Raw genomic sequence first — 16,201 nt, forward strand, 5'->3', positions numbered from 1 at the left:
GGGGCGGGGCCTGGACCTGACCGGTCCGGTGCTCCCGCCCCACGGCCGTCCGCCCGCATGTCCGGACTGTTCCGGCCGGCCATCGAGGTGGAGCATGTCGGCTGTCTCCTCTTCCTCGAGCTGGACCACGAGCGCTCGCAGCGGCCGGGCCGGTTCGCCCGGAAGTCCGTTGTCTCCGAAGACACTTGGCCGAAGCTGACGGACCTCAGCGGAGACGCCTCGTACGGCGGAATCACCACTCTCATGCGGAAGCTCGGCGCTCAGGCACCCACCCGTTCCGACCGGCGGATCGCCGACCTGCTCGACTCCGAGGCCACGCACTTCCGCGAGGTCGCGGAGGCTTTGCCGTAGGCAAGAGACGGATGGGGGGGGCTGCTGCGCGCGCAGCCCCCCCACCACCCTGCGCGCTCAGTCCGCCGCTGCGAAGGCCACGAACGCCGCCCAGCCGTCCGCGCGCACGGAGAGGTGCGGCCGGTGAATGTCCTTGGAGTCGCGAACATGGATGCTTTCTGCGGCGAGGGCCATTTCCACGCACTCGCCCCCCTCATTGCCGCTGTAGCTGCTCTTGCGCCAGACGAGCTGTCGGGAGCTTTCAGCACTCATCTTCCGTCTGCATCCTCTCGATCAGGGCCAGAGACTCTCGCGGAGTGAGTGCCTGGGCCCTGATGCTGCCGTAGCGTGCGGCCAGAATACGGACCTCGTCCATGTCCGTGGCCAGACGTGCGACGGCCTGTACTTCCGTGTATCCCACCTGGGGCTTTCCCTTTGGTGACAGCAAGGTGAACGAACCGCCCATACCGGCATGCTCGGACCGGTCCGTGGGCATCACCTGCAACTCGACTGTGCGAAGCCGCCCAAGTTCGAGCAGCCGGGTCAACTGCTCCTTGTGGACCTCGGGCCCCCCGATCGGTCGACGAAGCACCACTTCTTCGATCACGGCAGTCACCATGGGCGGAGGCCAGTCGGTCAGGATGCGCTGGCGGTCCATCCTTGAGGTCACCCGCTGTTCGATGGTCTCCTCCGTCAGCAGAGGCTTCCGCATCTCGTACAGCGCGCGAGTTCGCTGCTCGGTCTGGAACAGCCCTGGTACGTCATGGTTGTTGTAGAAGTTGACCTCGACCGCTTCCCCTTCCAGCCGCGCATAGTCCCGGAACCACGCCGGGTGCCGGACCCGTGCGCGTGCCTTCGCCCGCGCCACGTCCTCCTTCGTCGCTTTCAGCAGCCCTTCGGCACCGAGAAGGTCGTCCGCCGCGTCGAGGAACTCGGGCTGAGGCGTTCTGCGGCCCCGCTCCAGGGACGAGACCAGGTCCTCGCCGTATCCCAGCCGGTCGCCCAACTCCTTCTGGGTCAGGCCGGCGCGTTCCCGGAGCAACTTGACCTGTCTGCCCACAGCCCGGTTCAGATCGATGAGGCCGTCCGCGTCCTCCGGGGGCTCGGGGCGGTTTTCGGTGTTGTTCTGACGGGGTTCCGATGTCATCACGTATCCCCCAACCCGCCTGCCTGCCGCCCGGTTACCGGGACTCTTGCAGAAAGCCCTGGCGTTCACGCCGGGGATGAATGCATCTCAGGACTGCTCTGACGTGCACTTCAGAGCGGACGTTTTTGCTGCTCGATGTACTGGTGGACGATCGCCAACGGTGCTCCGCCGCACGATGCGGAGAAATATGAGGGCGACCACAGGTGCCCATGCATGATGGCGCGGTTGATCCGGCCGGTGAACTCCTGCCGTATCCGGCGAGCGGAGACGCCCTTGAGGCTGTTGACCAGCTTCGAGACGGCGACCTTGGGTGGGTAGTGCACCAGGAGATGGACGTGATCGCGTTCGCCGTTGAACTCCTTCAGCTCCGCTTCGAAGTCCTCACAGACCTTGCGCATGATCTCTTCGCAGCGCGTCAGCATCTCGTCGTCGAACACCCCGTGCCGGTACTTCGTCACAAAGACCAAGTGCACATGCATCGCCGAAACGACGTGTCTGCCACGTCTGTAGTCGTTTGCCTGATCCATGAGACCAATCGTAGTAGGGTCTTGGGTGTGCAGCTCCGCTACAACTACCGGGCCTACCCCAATGCCTCCCAGCGCCGCGCGCTGGCGAGTGCGTTCGGGTGCGCCCGCGTGGTGTGGAACGACTGCCTGCGCGACCGGAAACAAGCGCACGCTGCCGGGCTGCCGTATGTGACGTCGGCCGAGCTGTCCCGGCTTCGCATCACCCAGGCCAAGCGCACCGAGGAACGCGCCTGGCTCGCCGACGTCTCAGCGGTCGTCCTGCAGCAGTCTCTGCGGGACCTGGATGCCGCCTACAGGAACTTCTTCGGCAGCCTCAAGGGCAAGCGGCAGGGCCGGAAGGTCGGCCCTCCCCGCTACAAGTCGAAGAAGGACACCCGGCAGTCGATCCGCCTCAACACCAACGCCTTCTCCCTTCAGGACGACGGCACGGTGTATGTGGCCAAGGTCGGCCATCTCAAGGTCAAGTGGTCCCGCCGGCTTCCGGCCGCACCCACGTCCCTGACCATCACCAAAGACAGCTCCGGCCGGTACTTCCTCAGCTTCGTCGTGGACACCGAGCCGGACATCCTCCCCGAGCTGGAGGCGGAGTCCGGTCTCGACCTCGGCCTGTCCGCCTTCGCGGTCCTGTCCGACGGGACGAAGATCGACAGCCCGCGTTTCCTGCGCCGGGCCGAGAAGAAGCTCAGGCGTCTTCAGCGGGAGCTGTCCCGCAAGCAGAAGGGTTCGAAGAACCGGGCCAAGGCCCGCATCAAGGTCGCACGCCGGCACGCGCGTGTGGCGGACCGGCGCCGGGACTGGCACCACCAGGCATCCACACAGATCATTCGCGACAACCAAGCGGTGTACGTGGAAGACCTCGCGGTGTCCGGTCTCGCACGCACCCGGCTCGCCAAGTCCGTGCACGACGCGGGATGGTCCGCGTTCGTCGGCATGCTGGAATACAAGGCTGCCAAGCACGGGCGTACCTTCGCCAGGGTGGACCGGGCCTTCCCCTCCTCGCAGGTCTGCTCGGCCTGCGGATTCCGGGACGGCCCCAAGCCCCTGCACGTCCGGCAGTGGACGTGCGGCGAGTGCGGCACCGTGCACGACCGCGACCACAACGCAGCCCGCAACGTCCTGGTCGAAGGACGCAGGATCGTCGCCGCCGGACGGGCGGAGACGCTAAACGCCCGTGGAGCGCCGGTCAGACGGGCACACGTGCCCGCACAGCGCGGTGAAGCAGGAAGCCCCCGGAAGGGTCGGACGACCCAGGCCGGAATCCCTGGACTTCAGGCCAGGGAGCACGTCAATCCCGTCAGTACGGACACGCAACCGACAGCGGCGGTACAGGCGCGTGCCGTACCGATGGTTCCTCTGGTCAGCGCACGACCATCCGGACACGCTCTGTCACGTGAAGTATGAAATCCGTGACCGAGGGCCTTTGCCCCGTCGAGTCTCCACGCCCGTGCCTTTCCACCAGCAGTTCAGCTCGACCCGGCGTGGAGCACGGCTTGCCCGCCTTCTCGCGACTCAACAGATGGCGGACCGGGGGTGGGGCAGGGACGGCGAGTACCTGGAGGCCGCCGAACTGGTGGTGGGTGAACTCGCCGCGAACGCGGTGACCCACGGTCGTGTGCCCGGGCGGGACTTCCTGCTCACCATGACGCTCGTCCGGCCCCCGGAGGGCGGCTCCGGCATCCTCCGGATCGAGGTCGCGGACAGCAGGGGAGAGCGGCTGCCTGCCCCGGTGGCGATGCCCTGTCCGGACGGCGAGCACGGACGTGGGCTGCTCCTGGTGAGCGCGCTCGCGGCCCGGTGGGGTGTCGCGCCCCGGTTCCCCTCGGGAAAGACCGTGTGGGCCGAATTGCCGAGTCCGCCGGGATGAGACGGCACGTGAGTGTCACCGCCTCCGTCCGAGTCCACGCGCCCAGGCCTGGCGGCTACGACAGATGATCGTCCTCCGACGTCTCCGCGGCCGCGATCCGCCACGCTGCCGGGCCGCAGGTGGCCGCCTTGCCGAAAAGCGTGAGCAGTCGGCGGGCAAGTGTCACGCGAGAGCTCAAATGAGCGCTATGCGGACAGAAATGGCCGAAGTGCTCACGCTTTTGGGAAGAGGTGTCCCGCCCGGGGCAGGCGTCCACCCCGGCAGCGGCTGCTCCCGCGACCGGGCCGAAGTCGGCGGGTGCCCTTCTGGGACCGGCGGGCCCGGGAGGTCACATCGTGCGCTGCCGAGGCAGTTCGGCTCGCCGTACCGGGCCGGAGGCCAGGGCGATGACCACGCCCAGGCCGGCGAAGGTGCCGCAGCCGACGAACACCGGTGCGGTGCCCCAAGCCCCGACGGCGGCACCGACCAGCGGGTAGCCGAGGGGGGCGAGACCGACCAGGGTGAGCATGACGACGGAGGTGACCCGGCCGAGGTAAGCAGGGTCCGCGGCAGTCTGTATGAGGGTGCTGTCCAGGCTGCCGAAGACGCCCGCGCTCAGTCCGATGACCACCGCCAGCACCACGGCGGTCCAAAGGGAAGGAACCAAGGCGATGGTGGCCGCTCCCGTGCAGGCCACGAGCAGGGTCCCGGCCAGCATCAGGCCGGCGCGGGGCAGCCAGCCGACGACGGCGAGCAACGCGGCGCCGGCCGCCGCTCCCGCGCCGAAACCGCCGCCGATCCAGCCGTAGCCGGAAGGGCCCCAGCCACGCTCGGCGTTGAGGAGCACCATGCCGACGTTGAGAGTGCCGATCAGGCCCAGCTCGCAGACGGCGCCGGTGATGACGAGCGGGCCGATGAGGCGGTGGCGCCGGATGTAGCGCAGGCCGGCGAGAAGGTCCTGCCACGCCGTGCCGGGTTCCGGCTGTTCCTCGCCGGGCTCCGCGAGGGGCCGTATCCGTATCGTCAGCAGGAGCGGCAGGGACAGCGCGAAGAGGATGCCTGCGACGGTGAAGGCGGCCGCCGCGCCCCCGAGTCCCATGGCCAGGCCGCCGATGGGCGGGCCCGCGATCTGACTGAGGCGCATGGACAGAGAGCGCATGCCGGCGACCCGGGCGAGCTGGTCGGCGCTGGTGATCCGCGGCGGGAGGGCCCCGATCGCGGGCACGAACAGCGCGTCCACGGCACCGAAGACGAGTGCCACCGCGACCAGGAGCCACAGGGCCGGTGCGGTCAGCGCGATCGCGGCGGCCACCGAGAGGATGAGGAGACAGCGCAGTGCGTCACTGCCGAGAAGGACGCGGCGCGGGTCGAAACGGTCGGCCAGCACACCTCCGCCCAGCATGAGTAACGCCCGTGGCAGTGCCGCGGCGGCCATGACGAGGCCGACCTCGGTGGGGCCGGCGGCCTTCTGGGCGGACCAGCCGAGGGCGACGAAGTACACGCTGTCGCCGACGAGGGAAACGGTGTACGCGGTGAGCCAACGCAGTACGTTGCCGTCGAGGTGGGCCGGTGGGGTGGCGCGTTCGGGTGGGGCTGTCCCTGCTGTGGTCATGGCAGGCTCCAGGAGTCGGGAACGGCGGGGTCAGGGCCGGAACGGGAAGCCGTAGAGGTGCACGGACACGTGCTCGCGGCCCTCTGTGTCGCCGGCCTCCTGGGCGGCCTTGCCGCGCTCCCGCCAGCGGCGGGTCAGTGCCTGGAGTTCGTCGCTCATCTCGGCGAGCTCGGCGGGGGTCAGGTCGAGCATCCATTCGGAGCTGAACGCGGCGTCCGTCCACGCCTTGCCCCAGGCGGCCGTCTGGTCCAGATACGCGCGGTACTGGGCGGTGCGGGTGTCGAGGATGCCGCGGGTCACCGCGCCCACGGCGGCGGACCCTTCGGGCGTGTCCGCGAAGTCCGAGTTGCGGAAGCCCCAGCCCTCCTCGGACGCCACCTGCCACCACCGCTCACGGCCGTCGGTGCTCCGGCCACTCGCCTCGGTCACGAAGCCGTGCTCGGCGAGCTTGCGCAGGTGGTAACTGACCAGCGACGGCGCCTGGTCGACCTGCTCGGCGAGCTGGGACGCGGTCGCGGTGCCCGCGACGTACAGCAGCCGGTAGAGCTGCATGCGCAGGGGGCTGGTGAACGCCTTCAGCCGGGACAGGTCGGTGATCTGCTCGGGTTCGCGCTTCGGTGACATGCCCTCACCGTAGGTATGAAATTTAATTTGCGCAATATATATTTCTGACCTGCGGCGGCGGGAAGCCCGGCTCCGCATGGGGGCTCGCCGGGGCATGCAACTGCCCCTCCCCGGTGGCGACTTCATGGTCGACCGGCGAACGGCCGGGCCCCCGTTTCCTGCGGATCGGGCAGGCCGCACCCCTGGGGTGATGGGTTTCGCTGAGGCCGGTGGCCGCCCATGGTGTGCTCGGACTGCACTGTCGGCGTGGCCGGTTGGGAGAGATCTGCGATGGAGGTCGTGGCCGACCGTGTCAACGGCCGCCGGGAAGGCGGCTCAACGAGGGCCTGCAGTGCTGCAGGCCCTCAAAGAGTTCCGCATCCTGCCCGCGGCCCGGGAGGGCCGCTTCCCGGCGGTCTGGCAGCGGGACCGGATGACGTGGGTCATCCAACCGCGTTGACAGACTCCATCCGTGACCAAGGTGCCTCGTGCCGTCCAGGTGACGTCGGGGTGGCCTTCACAGGTCTCCTGAGGGTCCGGCTCGTTGGGCTTGCCAGAGGGATCGCAGTGCGGCGGCTGCTCGTTGCACTGCCTCGCGGGGCTCGGGACGCGGTGCGAGGGTCCTTGGGCCGGCCAGGTCCCGACCGCTGAGTGACCGGGCGGGGACGGTGGTCCAGTCGGCTCGGTCCACCACGGCGACGTGTCCGCTCTCGTGCGCCGCTTCGTCCCGCCAGTCGTCCGGTGGTGCCATGAGGACACGCAGCGACCGTTCGTCGAGCCACTCCAGTCCCAGAACCTGACGACCGAACCCGTTCTCGATGAGAGAAGCGACCGCGCCTGTTTTCAGGTGCAGAAGCAGCAGCTCCCCCTCGAAGAAGTAGCCACCGTCGTACTTGCCGGTGCCGATCGCGAGCAGCGGACGCCGGGGGTGGAAGGCCAGCGCGTGGACGGGGAAGCATGAGCGAGTGAGCGCGCGGCGGACGAAGGAACGGCTGTGGTAGACCGCGACCGGCGTAGCTTTGCCGTGTGCATCCGTGCCTGCCACGGCCAGAAGGCCGCGCTGTTCGTCGTGGACAACCAGGGACGGGTCTCCGACTCCGAGGAAGGCCCAGCCGTCGGGAGGATGTTCGTTGGAGGCTGCCATGCCGTGATCTTCTCAACTGCCCGGCTCCACGCGGTAGCTGCCTGGAGCGGGATCATGAGGAGGTGACGAAGCAGATCAAGAGGGCAGCTCCGGTGGAGCGAACTGCCAGTGAACCGGAAATCTCCGCCTACCAGCGGGCACTGCGAGACCGCTTGCTCGCCGCCTCTGTCGTTCCCGCGCCCGCGCCCTGGCGGCCAGTCTTCGAGTACGCATACGGAGCCCCTGTCGGTGGACTGCTCGGCATCGGCTTCGCGTCGCATCCCGGCAGCGGCCATGACCTGGTCATGGTCGTCTCGCACGACGGTCACGGTCTCTTCGACGCCGTCACCGGCGAGAAGGTCACCTGGGACCGCGACCCCGGCCCCGAGGGCAGCACCCCCGACGCGGCTGTCGACCTGACTTGCCCCGGACTGGGACCGATCGCCGGCAGCCGCGTACACATCGCAGGGCTCTTCGGCGGGGGGTGCCCCTATGGGTTTCGTCAAGGGAATTGGGCTGCGTTTCGGTGAGTGGCGAGGCAGTATGGCGTGATGCCTGACCTGCTGTGGGGTGACGTCAAGAGCTTCTTTGCTCCCGAGTTGATGGGGTCGCTGCCGGACGTCCTCGTCCCGGATACTTCGGTGGAGGACTGGCAGGCGGTGCTTGATCTCGTTCGGTCGCAGGGGTGGTCGTGCGAGTACTCCGAGGACGGTGCTGTGGTCCGGCTGCCGAGAGCTGCGGAGATGCTGGCCCGCGGCGAGGGTGCCGACGTGTTGCTGAGGGTCTGGCCGGTTCCCGGATTCCTGGTGATCTTTCGTCCGTATGAGGCTGACTCGATCGACTTCGACGTTGATCTGCGGGAGTTGCAGGGTCAGCACGGCGTGGATGTGCTGTGCCGTCTGCTGCGGGCAATCGGGCGTCGGCTCGGCCAGCCGGTGTTGCTGAGCCCGGAGTCTGATCCGCTTCACCCGGTTCTCGGCTTCGGCGTCGAGGCCGACCGTGTGGTGCTGCTGGGTGGCCCGCAGGTCATGTGACCGCCGCTGGCTGCGGCTCGTAGAAGGTGCCGTCGCGGAGCATGGCGAATGGGTCCCCGAGCGCGATGTGTGCCTGCGGCCGCTCGCCCACCGCTCGCTGCAGCTCGGGCTCACCGGTGAGGCGGCACACCGCTACGCGGACGAGTGGACGGTCTCCGTCACCGGTACCACCGATCTCGCGCGCGAGATCCACGGGCAGGCGCGGGACGGTGACCTGGAGGCCGCCCGGCGGCTTCTTCCCCGCGAGCTCCCCTGTCCCGTTCCCGAGGGGCTCCTGGATCACCTGCGCCCATGAGGGTCGGGACGTGCGGGCGTCAACTCGGCAGGTGCCGGCGCCGCTCACACTTTTCGGTGTTGCGCGGAACTGATCGGTTTTCGGCCGGTTGTCGGCTGTGGGCTTAGCACTGTTCTTGCTCCAGAGGGTCCACTTCGGTAACTCGTTGCTTATGGGCGGGGTCGGTCTGTCACCCTGGCGGCATTGATCGAGGTGTATTCGTACGAACTGCCCGGGGAGCTGCCCATGAGGGCCATTCCGACGCAACGGGAGACCCCGCGTGCCGTCTCGGAGGCGCCCGCGCGGGCGTGCGCGCGGGCGGACGCGGCGCTGTCCGGCGGCTCCCTCGCGCCGGGCACCGCGCGGGCCCTGGTGCGGTCGGCGCTCGCCGACTGGACGGAGCGCGCCCTGCCCGGTGCCGAGCACCTCACCACCCGCGCCGGCGACGACGCCACGCTGATCGCCAGCGAACTGGTCACCAACGCCGTCGTGCACGCCGGCACCGAGGTACGGCTGACCTGCCGCCTCGAGGAGGAGAGCGGTGCCCTCGTCGTCGAGGTCACCGACCGCCACCCCTCCCGCGCCCCGCACGGCGGCGAACCGGAGGCACCGCCCTACGAGAGCCCCGAGCACGGGCGCGGCCTGCGCCTGGTCGCCGCGCTCTCCGAGGCCTGGGGGATCACCTACCGCCCCGGCACCAAAACCGTCTGGGCCCGGATCCCCGTGGGAGGGGGCTTCGCGGCGGACGGCGCGGACGGCGCGGACGGCGCGGAGGAGAGCGCGGAGAACACGGAGGGTGCGCAGAGCGCGGAGGGCATGGGCGTCCCGTTCGACGCGTACGTGTGGGAGGCGGAGCCGGAGCCCGGCGGTGAGGGGTGGCGCGTGCCCCGGCCGTACCGGCGGGACGGGGCCTGGCTGGGGCGCGGGGCGCTGTCCTTCCTCGCCGAGGCGTCCGATCTGCTCGCCGGGCAGCTGGACGAGGACCTGGTCGCCGCGCTCACCGGGCAGCTGATCGTGCCGCGGCTGGCGGACTGGTGCGCGGTGTGGCTCGAGGACGAGGCCACCGGCCACGGCGGCTGGAGCGACGGGGCACGGGCCGACGGACCCCGCCTCGCCCGTGTCTGGCACGCCGACGAGAGCCGCGTGGAGGAACTGAGCCGGGTACTGGAGCAGGAGCCACCGCCTCCCTCCGATCCACTGAGCACCGGACCGGTCGGCTATCCCTGGCCGGAGAAGGCGCTCCACCTGACCGGGGGCCACGACGAGGGCACCGGCACCGCCCTCGCCTACCGGCTCGTCGCCGGTGGCCGGCCGCTGGGGACGCTGGTGATCGGGCGGGCCGGGATCGGGCGGTTCCCGGACGAGGTCACCGGACTGGTGGAGGACCTCGGGCGGCGCGTGGCGCTCGCCATCGGCGCCGCCCGGCAGTACGCCCGCCAGGCCACCATCAGCGCCGTGCTCCAGCGCGGACTGCTGCCCGGCGCCGTCGCCGAGATCCCCGGCGTGCGCTCCGCCCTCGTCTACGAGCCCCACGACAAGGGCGGACCGAGCGGCGACTTCTACGACCTGTTCCCGGCCGGGCCGGGCCGCTGGTGCTTCGCCATCGGCGACGTCCAGGGCAAGGGCCCCGAGGCGGCCGTCGTCATCGGTCTGGCCCGCCCCTGGCTGCGGCTGCTCGCCCGCGAGGGCTACCACGTCGCCGACGTCCTGGACCGCCTCAACCAACTGCTCCTCGACGACGCCACGGAAGCCGCCGACGCCGCCGCCCGCGCGCTCGTCGCCGCCGGCGCCCGCCCGACCGCCCCCGGGGACGGCCCCCAGACCCGCTTCCTCTCCCTGCTCTACGGCGAACTCACCCTCGTCGAGGGCGGCGCCCGTGTCACCCTCGCCTCCGCCGGACACCCCCTGCCGCTGCTGCTCGCCCCCGACGGGACGGTCCGTACCGTGGCCCGGTCGCAGACCCTGCTCGGGGTCGTCGAGGACGCCACCTACACCAGCGACTCCTTCGAGCTGCGCTCCGGCGACACCCTGCTCTGCGTCACCGACGGCGTCACCGAGCGGCGCCGCGGCTCCCGCCAGTTCGACGACGGCGACGGACTCGCCACCGCACTGGCCGACTGCGCGGGACTGGACGCCGACCGGATAGCGGAACGTATCAGCAGGCTGGTCCACGAGTTCGGGGAGCGGCCACCGGCGGACGATCTCGCCCTGCTGGTGCTCCAGGCGGACTGACCGGCCCACGGGCCGGATGCGGGACAATGGAGCACATGCCTTCCGCACTCCCCGACGGCGAGCCCGTCCCCGCCGACGGCGCGCTGCCCGCGTCCGCGCTCGCCGGGGCCGCAGCACGCCCCCTCGGGTTCTACCTGCACGTTCCGTACTGCGCGACCCGCTGCGGCTACTGCGACTTCAACACCTACACCGCCACCGAACTGCGCGGCAGCGGCGGAGTGCTCGCCTCCCGCGACAACTACGCCGAGACCCTGATCGACGAGGTCCGCCTGGCCCGCAAGGTGCTCGGCGACGACCCGCGCGAGGTCCGCACGGTGTTCGTCGGCGGCGGCACCCCCACCCTGCTGGCCGCCGACGACCTCGTACGGATGCTGGGCGCGATCCGCGACGAGTTCGGGCTGGCGGCGGACGCCGAGGTCACCACCGAGGCGAACCCGGAGTCGGTCGACCCGGCCTACCTGGCGACCCTGCGCGCGGGCGGCTTCAACCGGATCTCCTTCGGCATGCAGAGCGCCCGGCAGCACGTGCTGAAGGTCCTCGACCGCACGCACACCCCCGGCCGCCCGGAGGCGTGTGTCGCCGAGGCGCGGGCGGCGGGCTTCGAGCACGTCAACCTCGACCTGATCTACGGCACCCCCGGCGAGTCCGACGACGACTGGCGGGCCTCGCTGGACGCGGCCCTCGGCGCCGGACCCGACCACGTCTCCGCGTACGCGCTCATCGTCGAGGAGGGCACGCAGCTCGCCCGCCGCATCCGGCGCGGTGAGGTGCCGATGACCGACGACGACGTGCACGCGGACCGGTACCTGATCGCCGAGGAGGCGCTGTCGGCGGCCGGCTTCGACTGGTACGAGGTGTCGAACTGGGCCACCTCCGAGGCGGGGCGCTGCCTGCACAACGAGCTGTACTGGCGCGGCGCGGACTGGTGGGGCGCGGGGCCCGGGGCGCACTCGCACGTGGGCGGGGTGCGCTGGTGGAACGTGAAGCACCCCGGCGCGTACGCGGCAGCCCTGGCCGAGGGCCGCTCACCGGGGGCCGGGCGCGAGGTCCTCTCCGAGGAGGATCGGCGGGTGGAGCGGATCCTGCTGGAGCTTCGGCTGGAGGAAGGGGTTCCGCTCGCCCTTCTCCGTGCGGAGGGGCTGGTGGCGGCGCGCCGTGCTCTGACGGACGGGCTGCTGCGGCAGGAGGCGTACGACGGGGGGCGTGCGGCCCTCACCCTGCGGGGGCGGTTGCTGGCGGACGCGGTGGTCCGGGACCTGGTGGACTGAGGGGTGCCGGGAAGGGTTTTTCGCCCCCGCCGCCCCTTCCCTCCCCCAAGCTCTCGGCTTTGCTCGAGCAGGGGGGACCCCCATCGTCCCCTGGGGGCTGCGCCCCCAGACCCCCCTTCGGCCTGAACGGCCTCGTCCTCAAGCGCCGGACGGGCTGAAAATCAGCCCCGTCGGGGCGAAACCAGCCGGGGCGGTCAGGACGGCATCGTCACGAAATCGATCAGTTCCTCGACCCTGCCCAACAACGCCGGCTCCAGGTCCTTGTACGAGTGCACCGCGCCGAGGACGCGCTGCCAGGCTTCCCCCGTGTTGGCCACGCGCCAGCCCAGGGCCCGGCAGACGCCCGTCTTCCAGTCCTGGCCGTGCGGCACCCGGGGCCAGGACCGGATGCCCAGGGAGGACGGTTTCACCGCCTCCCAGACGTCGATGTACGGGTGGCCCACCACCAGGGCGTGCTCGCTGGTGACCGACTCCGCGATGCGCCACTCCTTCGAGCCCGGCACCAGGTGGTCCACCAGGACGCCCAGCCGTGCGTCCGGGCCCGGCGCGAACGCGTCGACGATCGCCGGCAGGTCGTCGACGCCCTCCAGGTACTCCACGACCACGCCCTCGACGCGCAGATCGTCGCCCCACACCTTCTCGACCAGTTCGGCGTCGTGGCGGCCCTCGACGTAGATGCGCCCGGCGCGCGCCACCCGCGCGCGGGCGCCCCGGACGGCCACCGAACCGGATGCCGTCCGGGTCGGACGCGCCGGGCCCGCGGCGGGCCGCACCAGCGTCACCGCGCGGCCCTCCAGCAGGAAGCCGCGCGGCTCCAGGGGGAAGACCCGGTGCTTGCCGAAGCGGTCCTCCAGGGTCACCGTGCCCGCCTCGCAGCGGATCACCGCGCCGCAGAATCCGCTGCCGGGCTCCTCCACCACCAGACCGGGCTCGGCCGGGACCTCGGGGACGGGCCGGGACTTCTTCCACCCGGGGGTCAGGTCAGGAGAGTACGGGCGCATTCTGATGACGATAGGAGAACCGGCTCCCCGTTCGGCCGAAGGGTCAGTCCGACACGCCGAAACGAGCCGCGAGGGCGTCGCGTTGGGCCCGTACGAACGCCGCGTCCACCACCGCTCCGTGACCGGGGACGTACACCGCGTCCTCGCCGCCCAGGGCCAGCAGCCGGTCCAGGGCGGCTGGCCACCGCGACGGGACGGCGTCGGGGCCCGCCTGCGGATCACCGGACTCCTCCACCAGGTCGCCGCAGAAGACCACCTCCGGCTCGCCGGGCACCAGCACCACCAGATCGTGGGCGGTGTGCCCGGGGCCCACGTTGGCGAGGAGCGCCTGCCGTCCGCCGCCCAGGTCGAGCGTCCACTCGCCGGACACCAGGTGCCGGGGACGGACCAGCGTCAGCGCGTCCACGGCCTCCTCCGCCGCCCGCGCGTCCAGCCCCTCGCGCTCCGCGTCCGCGCGCAGTTCCTCGCCTCCCCGCGCCAGCGCCGTGTCCAGGCCCACCGCGCCGAACACCTCCGCGCCCGCGAACACCGCCGCCCCCAGCACATGGTCGAAATGGGGGTGGGTGAGCGCGAGATGCGTCACACGCCCACCGGCGAGCGCCTGCGCCCGTGCCCGCAACCGGGCGCCCTCGCCCAGACTCGAACCGGCGTCCACGAGCAGTGCCGCGCCCGCGCCGACGACGAGCCCCGCCGTGCAGTCCCACACCGGCAGCCGGCACCGGCCCACTCCCGGCGCCAGCCGCTCCCACCCCGACTCTTCCCAAGTCACCGTCATACCGCGACGCTAATAGCCCACGGCTGTCCCGGCGCGACGGCCCGGTACCGGCCTTGCCCGGGGTGTACCCCCCGGCCGTACACTGGGCGGGGAAGTCTGGCACTCGCGTGCGAAGAGTGCCAGGACAGGGAGAAAACGGACCGGGCGGAAGGCTTCTGGAGGTGTGCGCCGTGCTCAGTGAACGCAGGCTCCAGGTGTTGCGCGCCATCGTTCAGGACTACGTCGGAACCGAGGAGCCCGTCGGCTCCAAGGCCCTCACCGAGCGGCACAACCTGGGCGTCTCCCCGGCCACCGTGCGCAACGACATGGCGGCCCTGGAGGACGAGGGGTTCATCGCCCAGCCGCACACCAGCGCCGGGCGCATCCCCACCGACAAGGGCTACCGGCTCTTCGTGGACAAGCTCGCCGGCGTCAAGCCGATGACCGCGCCCGAGCGGCGCGCCATCCAGAACTTCCTCGAGGGCGCCGTCGACCTGCACGACGTGGTGGCCCGCACGGTGCGGCTGCTCGCGCAGCTGACCCGGCAGGTCGCCGTCGTGCAGTACCCGTCGCTGACCCGCTCGACCGTGCGGCACGTGGAGCTGCTCCCGATGGCGCCCGCGCGCGCCATGCTGGTGCTGATCACGGACACCGGGCGGGTCGAGCAGCGCATGATCGACTGCCCGGCGCCGATCGGCGAGGCGACCCTGGGGGATCTGCGGGCGCGGCTCAACAGCCGTGTCGCGGGCCGACGTTTCACCGATGTACCGTCTCTGGTCGAGGATCTCCCCGAGGCTTTCGACCCCGAGGAGCGCGGTACGGTCTCGACCGTGCTCTCCACCCTCCTGGAGACGCTCGTCGAGGACAACGAGGAGCGGCTGATGATCGGCGGTACCGCCAATCTGACCCGCTTCGGACATGACTTTCCCCTTGTGATCCGGCCCGTACTGGAGGCGCTGGAGGAGCAGGTCGTGCTTCTCAAGCTGCTGGGCGAGGCGAAGGAACCGGGCGTGACCGTGCGTATCGGTCATGAGAACGCCCACGAGGGACTCAACTCCACCTCAGTGGTGTCGGTGGGCTACGGTTCGGGCGGCGAGGCTGTTGCCAAGCTCGGCGTGGTCGGTCCGACCCGCATGGATTACCCAGGAACGATGGGAGCGGTACGCGCAGTGGCACGGTACGTCGGACAGATCCTGGCGGAGTCGTAGTGGCCACGGACTACTACGCCGTACTCGGCGTACGCCGCGACGCTTCGCAGGAGGAGATCAAGAAGGCCTTCCGGCGGCTCGCCCGCGAGCTGCATCCGGACGTCAACCCGGATCCGAAGACCCAGGAGCGGTTCAAGGAGATCAACGCCGCCTACGAGGTGCTGTCGGACCCGCAGAAGAAGCAGGTCTACGACCTCGGCGGCGATCCGCTCCAGCAGGCCGGGGCCGGCGGCGCGGGCGGCTTCGGCGCGGGTGGCTTCGGGAACTTCTCCGACATCATGGACGCGTTCTTCGGCACGGCGTCGCAGCGCGGTCCGCGCTCGCGCACCCGCCGCGGCCAGGACGCCATGATCCGGATCGAGGTCGAGCTGGACGAGGCCGCGTTCGGCACGACCAAGGACATCCAGGTCGACACGGCGATCGTGTGCACCACGTGCAGCGGTGAGGGCGCCGCGCCGGGGACCAGCGCGCAGACCTGTGACATGTGCCGCGGCCGCGGTGAGGTCTCGCAGGTCACCCGGTCCTTCCTGGGCCAGGTCATGACCTCGCGCCCCTGCCCGCAGTGCCAGGGCTTCGGCACCGTCGTCCCGAACCCGTGCCCGGAGTGCGCCGGCGACGGACGCGTCCGCTCCCGCCGCACCCTGACCGTGAAGATCCCGGCCGGTGTCGACAACGGCACCCGGATCCAGCTGGCCGGCGAGGGCGAGGTCGGCCCCGGCGGCGGTCCCGCCGGCGACCTGTACGTGGAGATCCACGAGCTGCCGCACAGCACCTTCCAGCGGCGCGGCGACGACCTGCACTGCACGGTCACCCTCCCGATGACGGCGGCCGCTCTCGGCACCAAGGTGCCGCTGGAGACGCTGGACGGCATGGAGGAGGTCGACATCCGGCCCGGCACCCAGTCCGGCCAGTCGATCCCGCTGCACGGCCGGGGCGTCACGCATCTGCGCGGCGGCGGCCGGGGCGACCTCATCGTGCACGTCGAGGTGCAGACCCCGAGCAAGCTCGACCCCGAACAGGAACGCCTGCTGCGCGAACTCGCCAAGCTCCGTGGCGAGGAGCGCCCGCTGGGCCAGTTCCAGCCCGGGCAGCAGGGGCTGTTCTCCCGGTTGAAGGACGCTTTCAACGGGCGCTGACGGACGACACCGACGGGTGGCGCGCGGGGGCCGGAAACGGCTCCCGCGGAGCTCCGGAAGGTGGTCCGCAGGTGCCCCGGGAGCTGCCCCGAAGGTGCCCTGGACACGG

General features: G+C 70.9%; 17 protein-coding genes and 1 pseudogene. 10 read left to right on the forward strand and 8 right to left on the reverse strand.

The features are described 5' to 3' along the window. The first annotated feature begins 57 nt into the window (after positions 1–57). Positions 58–351, forward strand: coding sequence for a hypothetical protein (locus tag ACTWJ9_RS22665; protein WP_387042633.1), 294 nt, complete (start codon positions 58–60; stop codon positions 349–351). Between the two features lie 57 nt (positions 352–408). Here the strand turns inward: ACTWJ9_RS22665 and ACTWJ9_RS22670 are convergent, their stop codons facing one another. From ACTWJ9_RS22670 to tnpA, 3 genes are all read right to left on the reverse strand, one after another. After that, entirely contained in the window at positions 409–603 is a 195-nt protein-coding gene (locus tag ACTWJ9_RS22670; protein ID WP_279336102.1) for a DUF397 domain-containing protein, read from the reverse strand. Then, entirely contained in the window at positions 593–1,477 is an 885-nt protein-coding gene (locus ACTWJ9_RS22675; protein WP_279338056.1) for a helix-turn-helix domain-containing protein, read from the reverse strand. The genes ACTWJ9_RS22670 and ACTWJ9_RS22675 overlap by 11 nt, the downstream gene beginning before the upstream one ends. Before the next feature lie 110 nt (positions 1,478–1,587). Next, a complete protein-coding gene (tnpA, locus tag ACTWJ9_RS22680) occupies positions 1,588–2,004 on the reverse strand; it encodes an IS200/IS605 family transposase (protein WP_443294698.1) in 417 nt (138 codons plus the stop codon). A gap of 27 nt (positions 2,005–2,031) precedes the next feature. Between tnpA and ACTWJ9_RS22685 the strand changes: the two genes are divergently transcribed. Both ACTWJ9_RS22685 and ACTWJ9_RS22690 read left to right on the forward strand, forming a co-directional pair. After that, positions 2,032–3,405, forward strand: coding sequence for an RNA-guided endonuclease InsQ/TnpB family protein (locus tag ACTWJ9_RS22685; protein WP_443294699.1), 1,374 nt, complete (start codon positions 2,032–2,034; stop codon positions 3,403–3,405). A gap of 43 nt (positions 3,406–3,448) precedes the next feature. Further along, positions 3,449–3,868 (forward strand): ATP-binding protein, encoded by a 420-nt coding sequence (locus ACTWJ9_RS22690; RefSeq protein ID WP_387037057.1) that lies wholly within the window; start codon positions 3,449–3,451, stop codon positions 3,866–3,868. Positions 3,869–4,196: 328 nt separating this feature from the next. Here ACTWJ9_RS22690 and ACTWJ9_RS22695 read toward each other — a convergent pair whose 3' ends face one another. The 3 genes from ACTWJ9_RS22695 to ACTWJ9_RS22705 all read right to left on the reverse strand — a co-directional run bounded on the left by ACTWJ9_RS22695 (position 4,197) and on the right by ACTWJ9_RS22705 (position 7,206). Further along, positions 4,197–5,459, reverse strand: coding sequence for an MFS transporter (locus ACTWJ9_RS22695; RefSeq protein ID WP_279336106.1), 1,263 nt, complete (start codon positions 5,457–5,459; stop codon positions 4,197–4,199). 30 nt (positions 5,460–5,489) lie between these two features. Beyond that, on the reverse strand, positions 5,490–6,083 hold the full coding sequence (locus ACTWJ9_RS22700; RefSeq protein WP_279336107.1) for a helix-turn-helix domain-containing protein: 594 nt from the start codon (positions 6,081–6,083) through the stop codon (positions 5,490–5,492). Between the two features lie 496 nt (positions 6,084–6,579). Beyond that, positions 6,580–7,206, reverse strand: coding sequence for a hypothetical protein (locus ACTWJ9_RS22705; protein WP_279336108.1), 627 nt, complete (start codon positions 7,204–7,206; stop codon positions 6,580–6,582). 62 nt (positions 7,207–7,268) lie between these two features. Between ACTWJ9_RS22705 and ACTWJ9_RS22710 the strand changes: the two are divergent. The 5 genes and pseudogenes from ACTWJ9_RS22710 to hemW all read left to right on the forward strand — a co-directional run. Next, positions 7,269–7,670 (forward strand): annotated as a pseudogene (locus ACTWJ9_RS22710) (hypothetical protein); the annotation flags it as partial. A 66-nt stretch (positions 7,671–7,736) separates the two neighbouring features. After that, positions 7,737–8,219 (forward strand): hypothetical protein, encoded by a 483-nt coding sequence (locus tag ACTWJ9_RS22715; protein ID WP_443294700.1) that lies wholly within the window; start codon positions 7,737–7,739, stop codon positions 8,217–8,219. Next, complete coding sequence (locus ACTWJ9_RS22720; RefSeq protein WP_387037054.1) at positions 8,200–8,514, forward strand: DUF4291 family protein; 315 nt, start codon at positions 8,200–8,202, stop codon at positions 8,512–8,514. Before ACTWJ9_RS22715 ends, ACTWJ9_RS22720 begins: the two co-directional genes overlap by 20 nt. Before the next feature lie 225 nt (positions 8,515–8,739). After that, positions 8,740–10,725 (forward strand): SpoIIE family protein phosphatase, encoded by a 1,986-nt coding sequence (locus ACTWJ9_RS22725; RefSeq protein WP_443295916.1) that lies wholly within the window; start codon positions 8,740–8,742, stop codon positions 10,723–10,725. A 35-nt stretch (positions 10,726–10,760) separates the two neighbouring features. Continuing rightward, positions 10,761–11,993, forward strand: a complete 1,233-nt coding sequence (gene hemW, locus ACTWJ9_RS22730; protein ID WP_279336111.1) for a radical SAM family heme chaperone HemW — start codon at positions 10,761–10,763, stop codon at positions 11,991–11,993. Between the two features lie 194 nt (positions 11,994–12,187). On the opposite strand, the gene ACTWJ9_RS22735 is transcribed toward hemW, so the two are convergent. Beyond that, entirely contained in the window at positions 12,188–12,994 is an 807-nt protein-coding gene (locus ACTWJ9_RS22735) for a DUF3097 domain-containing protein (RefSeq protein WP_388702036.1), read from the reverse strand. Positions 12,995–13,037: 43 nt separating this feature from the next. Continuing rightward, complete coding sequence (locus ACTWJ9_RS22740) at positions 13,038–13,769, reverse strand: MBL fold metallo-hydrolase (RefSeq protein ID WP_387037047.1); 732 nt, start codon at positions 13,767–13,769, stop codon at positions 13,038–13,040. Between the two features lie 170 nt (positions 13,770–13,939). Between ACTWJ9_RS22740 and hrcA the strand changes: the two genes are divergently transcribed. Both hrcA and dnaJ read left to right on the forward strand, forming a co-directional pair. Continuing rightward, the gene (gene hrcA, locus ACTWJ9_RS22745) at positions 13,940–14,956 is read left to right on the forward strand and encodes a heat-inducible transcriptional repressor HrcA (protein ID WP_387037045.1); all 1,017 of its coding nucleotides are present in this window, start codon (positions 13,940–13,942) and stop codon (positions 14,954–14,956) included. Next, the gene (gene dnaJ / locus ACTWJ9_RS22750; RefSeq protein ID WP_279336115.1) at positions 14,956–16,092 is read left to right on the forward strand and encodes a molecular chaperone DnaJ; all 1,137 of its coding nucleotides are present in this window, start codon (positions 14,956–14,958) and stop codon (positions 16,090–16,092) included. The genes hrcA and dnaJ overlap by 1 nt, the downstream gene beginning before the upstream one ends. Positions 16,093–16,201 lie beyond the last annotated feature (109 nt).

This window comes from Streptomyces sp. GDS52, assembly GCF_052246875.1.
GTDB classification, from domain to species: Bacteria; Actinomycetota; Actinomycetes; order Streptomycetales; family Streptomycetaceae; genus Streptomyces; species Streptomyces cathayae.